The 14,704-nt window shown below is 53.4% G+C and carries 15 protein-coding genes and 2 pseudogenes; 14 read left to right on the forward strand and 3 right to left on the reverse strand.

Going from position 1 to position 14,704, the window contains the following annotated elements:
* Window positions 1-44: 44 nt before the first annotated feature.
* The 8 genes and pseudogenes from JCM2850_RS00825 (at window position 45) to JCM2850_RS00850 (ending at window position 5,570) form a co-directional block, all read left to right on the forward strand.
* Window positions 45-551 carry a c-type cytochrome gene (locus JCM2850_RS00825; RefSeq protein ID WP_159105103.1) on the forward strand — a complete coding sequence of 169 codons (507 nt, stop codon included), beginning with the start codon at window positions 45-47 and terminating at the stop codon, window positions 549-551.
* A complete protein-coding gene (locus JCM2850_RS23670) occupies window positions 544-681 on the forward strand; it encodes a twin-arginine translocation signal domain-containing protein (protein ID WP_148301154.1) in 138 nt (45 codons plus the stop codon). Before JCM2850_RS00825 ends, JCM2850_RS23670 begins: the two co-directional genes overlap by 8 nt.
* 4 nt (window positions 682-685) lie before the next feature.
* Window positions 686-1,846, forward strand: coding sequence for an FCSD flavin-binding domain-containing protein (locus JCM2850_RS16175; protein ID WP_369384791.1), 1,161 nt, complete (start codon window positions 686-688; stop codon window positions 1,844-1,846).
* A gap of 126 nt (window positions 1,847-1,972) precedes the next feature.
* Window positions 1,973-2,542 (forward strand): annotated as a pseudogene (locus JCM2850_RS24220) (PQQ-dependent sugar dehydrogenase); the annotation flags it as partial.
* 95 nt (window positions 2,543-2,637) lie between these two features.
* A complete protein-coding gene (locus JCM2850_RS23250; RefSeq protein WP_267879227.1) occupies window positions 2,638-3,126 on the forward strand; it encodes a PQQ-dependent sugar dehydrogenase in 489 nt (162 codons plus the stop codon).
* A gap of 15 nt (window positions 3,127-3,141) precedes the next feature.
* Window positions 3,142-3,705: a hypothetical protein gene (locus JCM2850_RS00840; protein ID WP_025869409.1), complete on the forward strand. Its 564-nt coding sequence runs from the start codon at window positions 3,142-3,144 to the stop codon at window positions 3,703-3,705.
* Window positions 3,706-3,740: 35 nt separating this feature from the next.
* Window positions 3,741-4,601, forward strand: a complete 861-nt coding sequence (locus JCM2850_RS00845; protein WP_025869410.1) for an SMP-30/gluconolactonase/LRE family protein — start codon at window positions 3,741-3,743, stop codon at window positions 4,599-4,601.
* A gap of 108 nt (window positions 4,602-4,709) precedes the next feature.
* Complete coding sequence (locus JCM2850_RS00850) at window positions 4,710-5,570, forward strand: ferritin-like domain-containing protein (protein ID WP_036265331.1); 861 nt, start codon at window positions 4,710-4,712, stop codon at window positions 5,568-5,570.
* 11 nt (window positions 5,571-5,581) lie between these two features.
* On the opposite strand, the gene JCM2850_RS23675 is transcribed toward JCM2850_RS00850, so the two are convergent.
* The 3 genes and pseudogenes from JCM2850_RS23675 to JCM2850_RS22185 all read right to left on the reverse strand — a co-directional run bounded on the left by JCM2850_RS23675 (window position 5,582) and on the right by JCM2850_RS22185 (window position 7,468).
* The gene (locus JCM2850_RS23675) at window positions 5,582-5,971 is read right to left on the reverse strand and encodes an AAA-type ATPase lid domain-containing protein (RefSeq protein WP_500778283.1); all 390 of its coding nucleotides are present in this window, start codon (window positions 5,969-5,971) and stop codon (window positions 5,582-5,584) included.
* A 72-nt stretch (window positions 5,972-6,043) separates the two neighbouring features.
* Window positions 6,044-7,136, reverse strand: a pseudogene (locus tag JCM2850_RS22180) (sigma-54-dependent Fis family transcriptional regulator); the annotation flags it as partial.
* Entirely contained in the window at window positions 7,115-7,468 is a 354-nt protein-coding gene (locus tag JCM2850_RS22185) for a hypothetical protein (protein ID WP_234406009.1), read from the reverse strand. The pseudogene JCM2850_RS22180 and the gene JCM2850_RS22185, both read right to left, overlap by 22 nt.
* Before the next feature lie 319 nt (window positions 7,469-7,787).
* Here JCM2850_RS22185 and JCM2850_RS00860 point away from each other — a divergent pair, with 319 nt between their 5' ends.
* The 6 genes from JCM2850_RS00860 (at window position 7,788) to JCM2850_RS00885 (ending at window position 14,699) form a co-directional block, all read left to right on the forward strand.
* Window positions 7,788-9,659 carry a methanol/ethanol family PQQ-dependent dehydrogenase gene (locus tag JCM2850_RS00860; protein WP_025869412.1) on the forward strand — a complete coding sequence of 624 codons (1,872 nt, stop codon included), beginning with the start codon at window positions 7,788-7,790 and terminating at the stop codon, window positions 9,657-9,659.
* A 514-nt stretch (window positions 9,660-10,173) separates the two neighbouring features.
* Window positions 10,174-10,818 (forward strand): prepilin-type N-terminal cleavage/methylation domain-containing protein, encoded by a 645-nt coding sequence (locus JCM2850_RS00865; protein WP_025869413.1) that lies wholly within the window; start codon window positions 10,174-10,176, stop codon window positions 10,816-10,818.
* A 226-nt stretch (window positions 10,819-11,044) separates the two neighbouring features.
* Window positions 11,045-11,395 carry a TcpQ domain-containing protein gene (locus JCM2850_RS20130; RefSeq protein ID WP_159105104.1) on the forward strand — a complete coding sequence of 117 codons (351 nt, stop codon included), beginning with the start codon at window positions 11,045-11,047 and terminating at the stop codon, window positions 11,393-11,395.
* Window positions 11,392-12,168, forward strand: a complete 777-nt coding sequence (locus JCM2850_RS21520) for a hypothetical protein (protein WP_025869415.1) — start codon at window positions 11,392-11,394, stop codon at window positions 12,166-12,168. Before JCM2850_RS20130 ends, JCM2850_RS21520 begins: the two co-directional genes overlap by 4 nt.
* The gene (locus tag JCM2850_RS00880; protein ID WP_025869416.1) at window positions 12,159-13,205 is read left to right on the forward strand and encodes a secretin N-terminal domain-containing protein; all 1,047 of its coding nucleotides are present in this window, start codon (window positions 12,159-12,161) and stop codon (window positions 13,203-13,205) included. The genes JCM2850_RS21520 and JCM2850_RS00880 overlap by 10 nt, the downstream gene beginning before the upstream one ends.
* The gene (locus JCM2850_RS00885; protein WP_025869417.1) at window positions 13,206-14,699 is read left to right on the forward strand and encodes a type IV pilus inner membrane component PilO; all 1,494 of its coding nucleotides are present in this window, start codon (window positions 13,206-13,208) and stop codon (window positions 14,697-14,699) included. It abuts the gene before it with no gap.
* Window positions 14,700-14,704: the final 5 nt, after the last annotated feature.

The following is a 14,704-nucleotide window of genomic DNA, read 5'->3' on the forward strand; positions in this document are numbered from 1 at the left end:
TGACCTAGCACACCAGCCAGCTTGGCTGGATATGAACTTGTGTCATGCATGACCACCGAGCTTTACCCCTTGGTCATGCCCCTTACTACAAGGATATCCGCATGGAACGAATGGCGGCATTGCAGAGCCGACCCTGGGTTTTTGCTCACGCCAGGGTCATTCATGATGTATTCGTTCTTGCAGGTTTATCCCTTGTTTCACTGGCTTTATGGTCAGCTTCGGCCCAGGCGGCCCAGCCAGATCATCCCAGCCTTGCCTATACCTACCCCTCACATACCCTGACTCTGGCTGCCTCTTGCGCGGTCTGTCATGGGACTAATGGCCATAGTGCCAGTGGTATGTTGGGTTTGGCTGGCATGCCCGCTGCACAATTCATCAGCAAGCTACAGGCTTATCGCGCTGGCAGCTTGCCCGCTACCGTCATGCACCAGCATGCGCGCGGCCTGACCGAAACCGAAATTCAAGCCTTGGCGCAGTATTTCTCAGCACAAAGTCCGGGCAAAACCGTGCTGGAGCCACAGCCGCAAGCGCTGGAGCAAGATCATGACTAGCCCCTTGAGCAGCACGCGCCGGGATGTCCTCAAGCAATTGGCAATTGCCAGCCTGGGCGTAACAGGCGCAACCCCCTGGCTGCATGCCTTGGCAGGCCAGCCATCAGGCATCAACACCCCAGTCAAGTAGGGTAGTGGTGGTAGGCGCAGGGTTTGCTGGTGCCACCCTGGCCAAGTATCTGCGTCTCTGGAGCAATTACGGCGTGGAGGTGATAGTGGTGGAGCAGAACCGCCAGTTTATCTCTTGCCCGCTGAGTAATCTGGTGCTGGGCGGCAGTCGTGAGTTGTCCTCACTGACTTTTGGCTATGACATGCTGCAACGCCATCATGGCATTCAATGGGTGCATGATCAGGTGACCGCCATAGACCCGGAGCGGCGCAAGCTCACCCTGCTGCGTGGTGAGCTTAGCTATGACAGACTAGTGCTGGCCCCAGGTGTGGATTTTGATTATTCAGCCTGGCCAGAATTGGCTGAGGCTTCAGCGCGTGCCGATTTGCCCCATGCCTGGAAAGCCGGGCCGCAAACCCAGCTATTGCGCAAGCAGCTAGAAGCCATGCCTGATGGTGGCGTGTTTGCCATCAGCATACCCAAAGCGCCTTTCCGCTGCCCACCCGGGCCTTATGAGCGTATTTGTCAGGTGGCGCACTATCTCAAGCAGCACAAGCCCAAAAGCAAGATTATCGTGCTGGATGCCAACCCCGATATCATTGCCAAAAAACCCCTATTTAGCCGCGCCTGGCAAGAGTTATACCCCGGCCTGATTGATTACCGCCCCAATAGCAGTGTGCTGCATGTGCAAGCGGCACAACACAAGCTGGAAACCGAGTTTGAGCAGATCAGCGCCGATGTTATCAACCTGATTCCGCCGCAACTGGCGGGCAAGGTGGCGCAGATGGCCGGGCTTAATAATGTGGATAGCCGCTGGTGCAAGGTGGATTTTCGCAGCTATGCCTCCAGCCTGGCGCCGGAAATCCATGTGCTGGGTGACGCGATATTTTCACCGCAACCCAAATCCGCGCATATTGCCACCTCGCACGCCCATGTCTGCGCCAATGCCATAGTGGCGCTGCTGCGTGGCGAAGCGCCAGACCCGGAGCCTGTATTTGCCAATACTTGCTATAGCTTTGTCAGCGATGACGCTGCCATGCATGTGGCCAATGTCTACCGCTATGATGCGGCCAAAGAGCTGATGGTGACCATGGAAGGCGGTGGTTTATCAGAAGCCGCTTCAACCCTGGAGGGAACCTATGCCTTATCGTGGGCTCGTAATATCTGGTCAGACACCTTAACCTGAAGCGGAAGCGGCTATGCTCAAGCAAATGATTACGCACCATAACAAAGACAACCCCTTATCTCATCGCGCTAGCAGATTAGCCAAGCAAAGCAGCTGATGCCCGCCTTGCTGGCCAGCGCCAGCCTGATGGCATGTACCACGGTGGCGGCCGTTAGCCCGGTGCCCAATGATATTGCCTCCAGCCTCAAGCTGGCCCCGGGTTTTAGCATCTCCACTTTTGCCAAACTCAACCCTGGCAAGGGTGAAGCTTTTCGTGAGCCGCGTTTTATGGCGTTTGGCCCGGATGGCAATCTCTATGTTGCCAGCAGCAGTGATGACAAAATCTATATGCTGCCAGACAGCAACCATGATGGCGTGGCCGATGAGATAGTCACTGCGGTGACTGGTCTCAATGCCCCCAACAGCCTGATTTTTGCTGATGGCAAAATGCTGGTCTCCAATCAGGATGGCGTGGTGCGTGTGGTGCAAGAATCAGGCAAATGGCCCGCCAAGAAACTGGAACCCATCATCAAGGGCTTGCCCACAGGCGGGCATACGCTCAAGACTGTGCGCCTGGGGCCGGATAAGCACTTGTATCTGAATGTAGGCTCTAGCTGTAATGTCTGCGTGGAGAAAGACCCGCTACGCGCCACCATCTTGCGCTACACCCTGGATGGCGAGCCTGCAGGCTCACCTGATGGCAGTGTCAGTGGCAGCAAGAGCGCGGTGTGGGCCTCGGGCCTGCGCAACTCCCAAGGCATGGCCTGGCAGCCTGGCAGCATGATCTTTATGCCACCAACAATGGTGCTGACATGCGCTCTGGCACCAAAGATGGCGCTGCCAATGATGAATTGCCGCCCGAGCACATCAACCATATTGAGCCGGACAAGCACTATGGCTGGCCACATTGCTGGGGCAAACAGTTCACTGACCCCAATTTCCCTGGCAAGCCAGGGTTCTGTGCCACTACCCAGCCGCCCGCGATTACCATACGCGCGCATACTACGCCCTTAGGCATTACCTTCCTTGATCAGGCCAAATTCCCCAGTGAATACAAGCAGGATGCTATTGTTGCGCTGCATGGTTCATGGAACCGCACCGAGCCAGATGGCTATAAACTGGTGCGTGTGAAGTTCAAGGCGGGCAAGCCTGTTGCGGTTGAAGATTTTGTCAGCGGCTGGTTGCAGGGCAAAAGCGCCTGGGGCCGTCCTGTGGATGTAGTGGTAGGGCCTGATGGCGCGCTCTACGTCTCCGATGACAGGGCTGGCTTGATTTACCGTATTCACTACAACAAAAACTAGATATTTGAGGACATCATGAAACAACTCCTGTATGCGGTCGGCGCCATTTTGCTGGCACAAGGCCAGGCCATGGCAGAAGATACTCCCAGCAACCAAGTCGTGGTCTATATCAGCCCGCAGGAATACACACATGAAATCAAGCTTTGGCATTTTGTGAAGGACTACTGGTTTGCCCAGGGGCCGCTGATTGAGCCAGTGCTGGTCAAGACCCTGGGTGCAACTCTGGGCGAAACCGCCATCTGCGATGCAGGCGTAACTGGCAAGGTGCTGTTGTGGGTTAAACCCGAAATGTTCTACAACCCGCATATGCGTAATTTCTACGGCACCATCAATGCCACGGTGTATAGCGGCAGTGGTCACGCTCTGGCTACCTATAGCGGCAAATCGCGTTACAGCGGTGATCTGGATATTCTGCCAGCCAAATCCGTGCAAGCCGCTTATGACCTGGCGATTCAAAGCTTTGTCGACAAGATGAAGGCCGACCCGGCTATCAGCAAGCTGTTGCAAGAGGGTATCCCCAGCAACCAGAGTTACACCCCATGTTCCATGGTGGCGGTACTGCCTGGGCTTAAACGCTAAACTGCACTGCCTATAAAAATTCAAGGAGAAGAATAATGCATAAGCTGTTACGCGCTAGCCTGGCTAGTGCACTGCTCATTAGCGCTGCCATGGTTGAAGCGCATGATGCGCAAGTGGTAAAAGGGTTCAAGAATCCGGAATCCGTTGCGGTAGCCAAGGATGGTCTGGTCTATGTCTCCGAGATAGGCGAGTTTGAAAAAGATGGCGATGGCAAAATCAGCGTCGTGGGCAAGGATGGCAAGGTCAAGGTATTTGCCAGCGGTCTTAACGACCCCAAGGGGCTGGCGTTTATAGGTGACCACCTTTATGTGGCCGATAAGGATCGCATTCTCAAGGTGGGCAAGGACGGCAAGTGGAGCGTGTTTGTCGATAAAAGTGCTTTTCCGGCACCGCCCAAGTTTCTCAATGATCTGGAGCCTGACCTGGCAGGCAATCTCTATGTCAGCGATAGCGGTGATATTGCCAATCATGGTGGCGACAGCGGCGCGATTTACAAGATTGATACCAAGGGCAAGCTCACTACCGTCATCAATCATCAGCAAGACCCGCGTGTGAAAGCACCTAACGGCTTATTGATGGATGACACTGGCGATATGCTGATGTTTGTCGATTTTGCCAGCGGTGTGCTGTATAGACTGGATATCCCTAACCGCCACCTGATAGAGCTGGCCAAGGGCTTTGGTGGCGCGGATGGCATTGTGCTGGCGGCCAACCAGCATCTGTATATCAGTGATTACGTCAACGGCAAGGTGTTTAGCGTCAGCGTGGACGACGTGGTGAAACAAGAAAAGCAGGGCTTCCAGAGCGCTGCTGATCTGGGCATAACAGCCGATGGCAAAACCTTGCTGGTGCCAGACATGAAGGCAGGCACGGTGACCTGGATACACTTGCATTGAGTTGATATGCATTAGGTCTAGAGCCTGACTTCAGAAAAACCGCCTTGCGCTATGCACGCAAGGCGGTTTTTTATTGGTGCTAAGCGCGCTGACGTTTAAAATTGCGGCATGACCTCAGCATCACACCCAAGCACCAGTCCAAGCGCAGAAACCACGCCCGAACTCAGGCAAGCCGCCTTAACGCTGTTATGTATGAGCGATGCCAGCCTCAAGGCAACAGAGGTACGCACGCTGCAACAGCAATGGTTGGATAAGGCCTTGGTGCTGGATAGCCCAGCCATGCTTACTCCCAGCCTGCCACTGCCGGGCCGTCCACTTAAACCTGAGCTGGTGGCACCACAGAAGGTGCAACGTCGTCCCATGAACACCGCAGAAGGTCGGGCGGCCTTGATCCATGCGCTGGCGCATATTGAATTCAATGCCATTAATCTGGCGCTGGATGCGATTTGGCGGTTTACTGGCATGCCGGATAACTACTATGCCGATTGGCTGAGGATAGCGGCGGAAGAGTCATTGCACTTCCAGATGCTCAATGCGCATTTGCAGCATCTGGGCTATCAATACGGCGATTTCACCGGACATGACAGCTTGTGGGAAATGGTGGCCAAGACCAGTGATGACGTGCTGGCGCGCATGGCGCTGGTGCCACGCACGCTGGAGGCCAGAGGGCTCGATGCTTCACCGCCGTTGCGGGCCAAGCTGGCGCAGGCAGGGGATCATCAGGCTGCGGCTATTCTTGATATCTTGTTGCGCGACGAAATCGGCCATGTGGCCATAGGCAATCACTGGTATGGCTGGTTGTGTGAGCAGCGTGGGCTAGAGCCGATTGCCACTTATGACCGCTTGACCGAGCAGTATCATGCGCCCAAGTTACGCGGGCCATTTAATTTTCCGGCACGCCGCGCCGCGGGCTTTAGCGAGGCAGAGCTGGCGCGGCTGGCTGGGCCAGGCGCATCTATACCAGCATAAACTAACCCAGCTTAAATCAAATTCATTTCCCGCATACGCCGGTATAGCGTATTGCGGCTAATGCCCAGTTGGCGGGCAGCCGCCGATACATTGCCAGCATGCGCCTGTACCGCTGCTTTAACCGCTTCCGCCGTCAAACTGGTGAGAGATTCATTGCCACGCTCATCCTGACGCGCATCCAGATCAGCCAGAAAATCTCCGGTCAGGTGCAGCAGCGAGATGGCATCCGGGCCAGACAAGGCCAGCGCCGTGCGCAATACATTGTGTAGCTGACGCATATTGCCGGGCCAGGGGTGGCTCTCAAACAAGGCCATCACTTCTTCAGTAATGACTTTGCCGCTGGCATTTTCAGTCTGCAAAATCGTCTCTACCAGCGTGCGCAAGTCTTCGCGCTGGCGCAAGGCGGGCAGGCTGACGGTTAAGCCATTGAGGCGATAATAAAGGTCGCGCCTGAATTCTCCAGTTTCTACTTTTTCGCGTAGTTTTTGATTGGTGGCACTGAGCAGTACAAAGTCCACAGGCTTGGATTTGCTGCTGCCCAGTGGCGTTACGCTGCGTTCCTGCAACACGCGCAGCAGTCTGGCCTGTAGAGATAAAGCATATCGCCAATTTCATCCAGAAACAGCGTGCCACCATCGGCCTGCTCCAGCTTGCCAGGGCTGCCCTTGCGTCTGGCCCCGGTGAAAGCACCTTCTTCATAACCAAATAACTCGGCTTCAATCAGCCTTCTGGCAGTGCGGCGCAGTTGACTGCAATCCAGGGGCCTTTGCTGCGTTGGCTGGCTTCATGAATGGCACGCGCAAATAACTCCTTGCCTGCGCCAGTCTCGCCTTCAATTAGGATGGGAATATCCAGATCCAGCACACGCTCCACCTGGCTGATGACCTGGGCGACGCGGCTATCACCAGTATTAAGCATTTGCAGGCTGGCCGCACACGTACGGCTTGTGGGGCGGCTGTTATGAGCTGGCTGCTCCTTGGCGTGTACTTGGCGCAGCTCCATACGCGCATAAATCCGCGCCTGCTGGCTGGTTTGCAGCGGGAAAATCACGGACTGAGCGGCCTGGAAATGCTGCTGCGGCAGGCTGGCAAATAAATCAGTGAAACTCAGGCCTGCCAGATGATCATGCGCTAATGCCAGCTGAAACTGACCGCTGCGATTGATGGCCACCAAGCGGTGCTCGGCATTGAAAATGGCAATGCCTTCCCACAGCGTGCCTATGAATTCGGGGCGGGAGTGGAAATGCAGGGAATATTCGCCCGCATGGCTGGCCGTGAATAAACGGTTTTCTATCATCTGTGCCGACATGCGCACCAAAGCCAGCGTGTGCTGCTGCGGCAGCTTGGCATCGGTGGAGACATCCAGTGTGCCCATCACCTGATTATGCGCATTGAAAATAGGCACAGCAGAGCAGCCCAGCACGTGGTTGCGGTCTAGAAAGTGCTCAGCGCCTTGTACCGTCATGGCGGTACGCTCAACCAGCGCCGTACCAATAGCGTTAGTACCTCTGAGACTTTCCTGCCATGAACTGCCCGGTATCAGCGCTATGCGCTGGCTGTCATCCAAAAACTCACTATTGCCACGGCTATCAAGAATAAAGCTTCATGATCGGTGAGCACAATCACGCTGCGCGTGTGGCTGATTTGCTCATTGAGGCTATCCATTTCTGGCCTGGCCTGAGCCAGCAGCAAATGGTTGGCTTCCTGCTTCAGCAGTAATTCCTGCCGCGTGAGGATTTCTGTCCTGACCTGAGACCCCACCTCCATGCCATTGTCCAGGCAGCGCTGCCATGAGCGGGCGATCTCTTGCGGCAGCTTGCCGTTTTCTACCACGCCACGTGAGAGAAACTCACGGCGGGCATCTAGAAGCTGGGCATGATTGGGCGCGGAATTTTGCATGATGAAACCTGATGATCTATTTAATGCGTCATGGATAAATTGCGGAATTCTATGTTGCCGAGGGGGGTGTTCCAGCCAATGTAGCACCTGTTCAATCCTGACACAACCAAGTCAAATCATGTTATCAGGGTTGCTAGTAATTGTTAGCTGGCTAATTTAAAAATAACTATATTATTCAATGCCATGAAGTTGTTGTGTAAAAATTTTTATGAGCTGGCACAGGCCTTGCCATATGCATAGCACTGGGAAAAACTCCCAGAGAGAAGTTGGCGAAGTAAGCACCATAAAAATTATTCTGCAACAGACTATGGAGAATGGCATGAGAGTAAAAACAATCAATCTGGCATTGGCTGCCAGCTTGTTGGGCGCAATGGCAAGTTCGGCGCTGGCTAGCACTGATCTGGAAAAGCTCATGAAGGATGATGGGCAATGGGCGCATCCGCGCAAGGACTACAGCAACACCGGCTATAGCTCGCTGGCGCAAATCAACAAAGACAACGTAAAGAACCTCAAGTACAGCTGGACCTTTGCCACCGGAGTGACCCGTGGTCACGAAGGTGCGCCACTGGTGATTGATGGCGTGATGTATATCCATACCGCCTTCCCCAACAATGTGTACGCGCTGGATCTCAACAACAACCAGAAAATCATCTGGTCTTACTTCCCCAAGCAAGACCCTGCGGTGCAGGCGCTGCTGTGCTGCGATAACGTAAACCGTGGCCTGGGGTATGGCGATGGCAAGATTTTCCTGCAACAGAATGATGGCGTGCTGGTGGCCATGGACGCCAAGACTGGTAAAAAGGTTTGGGATGTAAAAGTGGTTGATACCAAGTCTGGCGCTTCCACCACCAATGCCCCACACATCATCAAGGACAAAGTCATCACTGGCTGCTCCGGTGGTGAGTATGGCGTACGTTGCTACATCACGGCTTACAACATCAAGGATGGCAGCCTGGTATGGCGTGCCTATAGCACAGGCTCAGATGCCGATGCGCTGATAGGCAAGGACTTCAACAAGGAAAACCCGCACTACAGCGCGCTTTCTCTCTATGAAGATGTCAATGGCGGCAATAAGGAGGGTGGCTCTTTCAAGGCTTTACCCAAGGAAAAGCTCAAGTTCCCGGAAACTGACCTGGGTATCAAAACCTGGCTTAAGCCGCAGCAGGTCAAGAATGGCTGGGAACATGGTGGCGGCCCCACCTGGGGCTGGTACTCCTATGACCCTGCGCTCAACCTGATGTATTACGGCACTGGCAACCCCGGCACCTGGAACCCGGATGTACGCCCAGGCGACAACAAATGGTCCATGACCATCTTTGCGCGCGATGCAGATACTGGCATGGCGCGCTGGGGCTACCAGATGACACCGCATGACGAGTGGGATTATGACGGCATGAACGAGATCATCCTTTGGGATGCGGAAGGCAAAAAGCTGGCCACGCATTTTGACCGTAATGGCTTCGGTTATACCTTTGACCGCAGCAACGGCAGCCTGGTTGTGGCCGAAAAAATGCATCCCTTCGTCAACTGGGCCAAATCCATAGACCTGAAGAGCGGCATACCGCAGAAAGACCCTAAGTACTCCACCCACCAGGATTACAACGCCCAGGGCATTTGCCCTTCGGCGCTGGGGGTGAAGGATGAGCAACCTGCGGCCTACTCGCCACGTACCAAGCTGTTCTATGTGCCGCTCAACCATGTGTGCATGACCTATGAACCGACCGAGTCCAAGTACATCGCGGGTCAACCCTGGGTAGGTGCCACCCTGACCATGTTTGCTGGCCCTGATGGCGTGATGGGCGGCTTTATGGCTTGGGATGGCCTCAAGGGCAAGTCACGCTGGTACAACAAAGAGAAATTCTCCGCCTGGGGTGGTGCCCTGGTCACGGGTTCTGACCTGGTGTTCTATGGCACACTGGATCGCTGGTTCAAGGCGCTAGATGCCAAGACTGGCAAGGAATTGTGGAAGGCACAAGTCGGCTCTGGTGTAGTAGGTAACGCCATCACCTACACCCACAAGGGCAAGCAGTATGTTGGCGTGCTCTCCGGCATAGGCGGCTGGGCAGGCGTGGCCATGAACCTGGGTCTGGAAAACGAGACCGATGGCCTGGGTGCAGCAGGTGGCTACAAGGAGCTCAAGGACTGGAACGCCGCCCCTGGTGGTGGTGCCATGAATGTGTTCAGCCTGTAGGCATGGCTTGATGCTGACTAAACATATGGCAATGCTTTTAACTAAAAGGAATACGCTTTAAGACTTTTGTACTGACGCATCATCTCCTCGACTCATTCAGTCTCATCTCCACTGAGTAAATGTTTGAGTCCTTCTTGCCCGGGAACCAGCCTTCCCGGGTTTTTTTTGCCTGCAGAATGGTAATTGTGATGGGTAAAGGGGGAGGTAAATGAAGGTTTTTATTTAATTGTAAAATATATTTTTTTATGGGTAATTGATTACAAGTCCTAATTTACTAGGGCTGAAAAATGGGAGATTTTTCTAATGAAAAAAATGTTTAAATATTTGTTAAATATATAAATATTGTTGATTTGGTATTGTGGAAAGCACAGGCATGTAAATGCGCAGTATTTGCTAATTAACTTGTCATTAAATTGATTATTTATGTTGACAATTAATTCTTTGCTTATATTATAGTCAACCAGCCAGGGGTATCCCTTGCAGCGTTGCCTTATCAATATTTCAAGGAGTAAAAATGTCTATTTTAAATAACCAAATCAAAAGCTCAGCAAGGTCACAGCGTGGTTATAGCTTGATCGAACTGTCCATCGCAATGGCAATTCTGTCCGTCATCATCGTGGGTTCGCTAACTGGTGTGCAGCGTATTCTTGCCAATAACCGTACCAACAACGTATTGCAGTTTATTCCCCGCCTGAATGCCACCCTGATTTCAGGGACTTTGGGTGGCAATGGTGGAACTGTTATCACTACCAATCTGGCTACTTCGCTAGGCGCTTTTGAACCAAATATTGTCGCTGGGGCAGGAGCTGCTCAAACCATCAGAAATGAGTTCGGCGGGCAATATGCCGTTATTTCCAATTCGGCAGTTGTAGGTGCAGCTGGCATAAACGGTGGTTATTTCGTCTATATCACTGGTGTTCCTAACAATGTCTGCCCCATATTGGCCAATGGTTTGTCATCGCTTGCAGATGGTATGTGGATAGCGCTGGCAGGCCAGTTACCGCTTCCTGCTGCAAATGCGAACGCAGGGCAGGCTGCTCCGGCGAATGGTCAAGTTCAAGTTCCAGGAGGGGCATTCAATGTGGCTAATGCTGGTACTCAGTGCTCTCTTGCTGGTGCAAATACCAAAACAATTACTGCCTTTATCCCAATGAGCTAATCCCTGCAATATCTGCTAACAGATATTCCATCACTCACCGAAAGAGATCTTTCGGTGAGTCTTCCGGACAAGTGTTCTGAGATTCATCCTCTAAGTGGCTAATCGTATGAAAAATATGAAAAAACCAGTATTCCAGCTATTAGCTTGGCTGTGTTTGACTCAGCTAGCACATGCTGAGGATGGGTCTTCTAAAGCTGGACAAGCGCGCGCGCTTGGAGAATCTGCGGTGGAGTGGATCAAAACTCCGCGTGCGCCGCTTAAACAAAAAAATACCCCTGAATCGCCTGCGGGCGACCCTGCGGAGCCGAGTGCGGAATGGCAGGTGTTGCTGACTGACCGTACTTTTTATCAAACCATGTTGCGCTGGACCCGGGTGGCGGGCTGGCAACTGGTGTGGGAGGCGGAGCGGGATTTTGCCATTGATGCCCAAGTAAGTCTGCATGGCACTTTTCTTGAAGTGCTGGATATCAGCATGCGCTCATTGCTGAATACGGATTACCCCTTGCAGGCACAGGTAAACGAACAAACGCGGGTAGTGCGCATTACGCGCTATCAGCTGGATGGAGACCGTCGATGAACTATGCGCTAGCCTGTAAGCCTGTTTATTCTTTATCTTTGCTCGGGCTTGCCGTGGCTTTGATTGTCACTGGCTGCGCTACCAAAAGCTCAAATCAGGCGCGGCAGGAATATGACAGCGCCATCAAGCGCAGCGGGGAGTTTCAGAGCAATATTCGCCAACCTCAACAGGCTTTGCCTGTGGTGGTCAAAGACATTGCTCCCCGCTTTGTTAAGCATTCCATTCCTTTGCAGCGCGCAGCCAAATTGCCAGTGCATATAGGCAATGTGACTTTGCGTTATCCGGGCCGTTATTCACTGGCTTCGGCGGCGGAGCTGATTTCAAGATTGATTGATATCCCCGTCATCATGACCCCAGATGCCTTGGCCGGGGCGCTGGTGTATGCACCCATAGGCGGTGGCACTACTGGCGCGGCCGCTGGGGCAATGACAACTTCAGCCACCGCGGCTGGCGCGGCAACTCCAGGCATGGGTGCAGCTGCTGCGCCAGGCGCTGGCTCCGCTAATGCATACACTGCCATGCAGACACAAACCATGCTAGAAGCTGCAAGCATGCGCTCTGCCGCAAGTGCTGGCGCCAAAGTGGGCTTTATTTCACAGGATGAGCTGCAAAACTCCATTGAACTGAATTACAGCGGCCCACTGGCTGGCCTCTTGGACCAGATTGCCAATCGTGCTGAGCTGCAATGGGAATATCTTGAAGGCAAGATTGTTTTTTCTCGGGTGGTCACCCGGGCTATCCCTTTGAAATCCCTGCCAATGGCTTGGCGGTAAAAGGCTCGCTAGAAATTACCAGCACTCAGGGAGGCGGGGATAGTGGCGGCGGCAGTGGCGGTGGCAGTAGTAGTGGTGGGGGCGGTGGAGGTAGCGGCAGTGGTGGCGGTGGAAGTATGTCCGTCACGTTTGATATTGATAGCGATTATTGGGCAGAGCTACCCAATACCCTCAAAAGCATGCTTTCCAGCCGGGCGTTTATCAAGGCAGACCCTAAGTCTGGCATTGTCACCGTCACAGATGCCTTGAGTAATGTAGAGCGGGTGGAGGCTTATCTACGCACCTTTAATAATCAGTTATTGCGCCAGGTGGTGCTGGAGCTGGAGGTGCTGCAAGTTAAGTTCAATGATGAATACAGCAATGGCATTAACTGGAGCGCCATGTTCCACCGTGCTGGTGGGCAATTCAATATTGATATACCCGCAGGAAAAGGCCCCCTAACCGCTGGCGGCACCCCTGGCAGTATTACCTTCAATAACACCGGGGATAAACGCGCGGTGGATATTGTGGTGAATGCCTTGCAGGATTATGGCCGGGTCAGCACCTCTTATTCCAGCGTGGTCACCACCACCAATCGCATGCCAGTGCCAGTAGGTGCTACCAGCAATGTCTCCTACGTGCGCCAGATTACAGCGGGTATTGTCAGTACAGCGGGTTTAACTTCCCCAGGTGGCATTACCCCTGGCGTAGTCAGCACAGGCTTCAGCATGGTGCTGACTCCGGTTATTCTCGATTCCAACCGCATTCTGCTGCAAAGCGTCATGCAGATTAGCTCACTCAAGGAAATCAAACAGTTTTCTACAGGTTCAGGTACCGCTCAGCAGTCCTTGCAACTGCCGGAAACCTCGCAATTCTCAACCTTGCAACGCACCAGCGTTGAATCGGGCAATACCCTGGTGTTGGTTGGCTATGAAAACGAACAGACCCAGGTGGATGACACTGACATTGTGCGTGGCGTATTGCCAGTAAGTAAGCGTGGCGGCCGCAGCAAAGTGGGTACCGTTATCCTGATTACCCCCAGGCTGGTAGAAAACTAAATGGCGTTGACCCCCCTACAGCGCCTGCGTTTATGGCTAACCCGTACCAAATCCAAGATTGGTGGCAGCCAGCTAACCAAGGCAGGCACTGAGTTTCAGCAAACAGCACTACAAACATTGCAGCCAACGCATCAGGCAAGCACGGTGATGTTGTCCGGCGTGCGGCTGGTGTTTGGGCTGGAGTGGAACCCGCTTAGTCCGGGAGTGGAGGTAGAGCAGTCTTTGCAGGAAGCGCGCAATGCGGGTTTTAACTATGCCGCGCTGATGGCGGACGGCAGCCTGGTTGGTTTGGCAAGAGATCTGGGGCCAGGCCGGGGTAAAGCCTATTCAGCCGTGCTGGTTGTGGTGGATCAACTGGCCTCAACTGAGGTGGAGGTCTATATCTTCCAGTTCGGGCAGCAGGTGTGTTTCATTGGCTTGGTCGATCGCAAGCCTGTTTCAGGCTTTGATCTGTTATTGCCCAGCCTGGATGAAGCCATGGTGATATTGACCGAGTTCAGGGCCATGCATGTTGGGCATGAGATTCGTGTCCTGACCAATCTGCAAAGTACTGAGCTGCCCAATGCCGAGCAGGTGCGCCTGGATACCTTGGTGTCTTTGCTGGGGCCACAACTCCTGGTCAAGCGTCTGATCAACAGACCTTTGCGGCGTGCGGTAGGTATTGCGATATTTGTCACGGTGGTGCTGGCATCTACAGTGAGTTGGTATCTGTATGAACAGGCGGAAGAGCGCAAGCGCCAAGAAGAAGCCGCACGCATTGCGCATGAAAGTGACCCTAACTATATCTATGAGCAGGCGATACAGGGCTTATTAAAGAACGCGGGAACGCCAGGCAATCTGTTGCTGCGGCAATGGCGTGAGTTGCTCGAAGCTTTGCCCATACAGCATAAAGGCTGGATGTTGGCACGTGTTGAATGCCAGGCCATAGGGTGCAAGGCAACCTGGGTCAGGTTTCATGGCAGCTTTAGGGACTTTGACAGCCCTAAACCTTCCAACGCCATCGATGTGCCTGAGTTGGATGTAGCCACGACTGACAATCTCCTGAACATGACGCTGGAAACACATCATCAACTGCCTTCCATGATAAGCAGCGGCAGTGCTATTGATCAGGCAAGCGCTGTTAATGAGGAAAGCGCTGTTAATGAGGAAAGCGCTGCTGCTAATTCAGGCAAAGGCCTGGATAGAGAAAAGCTGCCCTTGCTACGTGCGGTCACTTTGCAATGGGGCAGCCTGCTGCAGGACTGGTCGCTATTGAAAGTGAGCGTCAAGTTAGAAAAACCAGTGTTATTCGGCCCTCCCGGCATGACAGATATCGCTCCCATTAAAAAGCCAGTCGCCATGATGCCATGGGAAATTGAAGACGATATCTGGTCCCTGCCTGCGGTCAATTTGCCAGGTGACGCTATCCCACAGTCATTGTTGGTCACGATTGATGGATTAAAAGCCCATTACAAATTAACAGGTGCGCTGTATGCCAAAGCCAAGAAATTCTGAATCCC

The sequence above is a fragment of the Methylobacillus glycogenes JCM 2850 genome (genome assembly GCF_000617925.1).
In the GTDB taxonomy this organism is placed as follows: domain Bacteria; phylum Pseudomonadota; class Gammaproteobacteria; order Burkholderiales; family Methylophilaceae; genus Methylobacillus; species Methylobacillus glycogenes.

Excerpts from the sequence above, each read along its gene's own strand:
- JCM2850_RS00840 (WP_025869409.1), top strand. The coding sequence starts at position 3,142 with ATGAAACAACTCCTGTATGCGGTCGGCGCCATTTTGCTGGCACAAGGC.
- JCM2850_RS00850 (WP_036265331.1), top strand. The coding sequence starts at position 4,710 with ATGACCTCAGCATCACACCCAAGCACCAGTCCAAGCGCAGAAACCACG.
- JCM2850_RS22185 (WP_234406009.1), bottom strand. The coding sequence starts at position 7,468 with ATGCAAAATTCCGCGCCCAATCATGCCCAGCTTCTAGATGCCCGCCGT.
- JCM2850_RS23670 (WP_148301154.1), top strand. The coding sequence starts at position 544 with ATGACTAGCCCCTTGAGCAGCACGCGCCGGGATGTCCTCAAGCAATTG.
- JCM2850_RS00860 (WP_025869412.1), top strand. The coding sequence starts at position 7,788 with ATGAGAGTAAAAACAATCAATCTGGCATTGGCTGCCAGCTTGTTGGGC.
- JCM2850_RS00885 (WP_025869417.1), top strand. The coding sequence starts at position 13,206 with ATGGCGTTGACCCCCCTACAGCGCCTGCGTTTATGGCTAACCCGTACC.
- JCM2850_RS21520 (WP_025869415.1), top strand. The coding sequence starts at position 11,392 with ATGAACTATGCGCTAGCCTGTAAGCCTGTTTATTCTTTATCTTTGCTC.
- JCM2850_RS23250 (WP_267879227.1), top strand. The coding sequence starts at position 2,638 with ATGCGCTCTGGCACCAAAGATGGCGCTGCCAATGATGAATTGCCGCCC.
- JCM2850_RS00865 (WP_025869413.1), top strand. The coding sequence starts at position 10,174 with ATGTCTATTTTAAATAACCAAATCAAAAGCTCAGCAAGGTCACAGCGT.
- JCM2850_RS00845 (WP_025869410.1), top strand. The coding sequence starts at position 3,741 with ATGCATAAGCTGTTACGCGCTAGCCTGGCTAGTGCACTGCTCATTAGC.
- JCM2850_RS00825 (WP_159105103.1), top strand. The coding sequence starts at position 45 with ATGCATGACCACCGAGCTTTACCCCTTGGTCATGCCCCTTACTACAAG.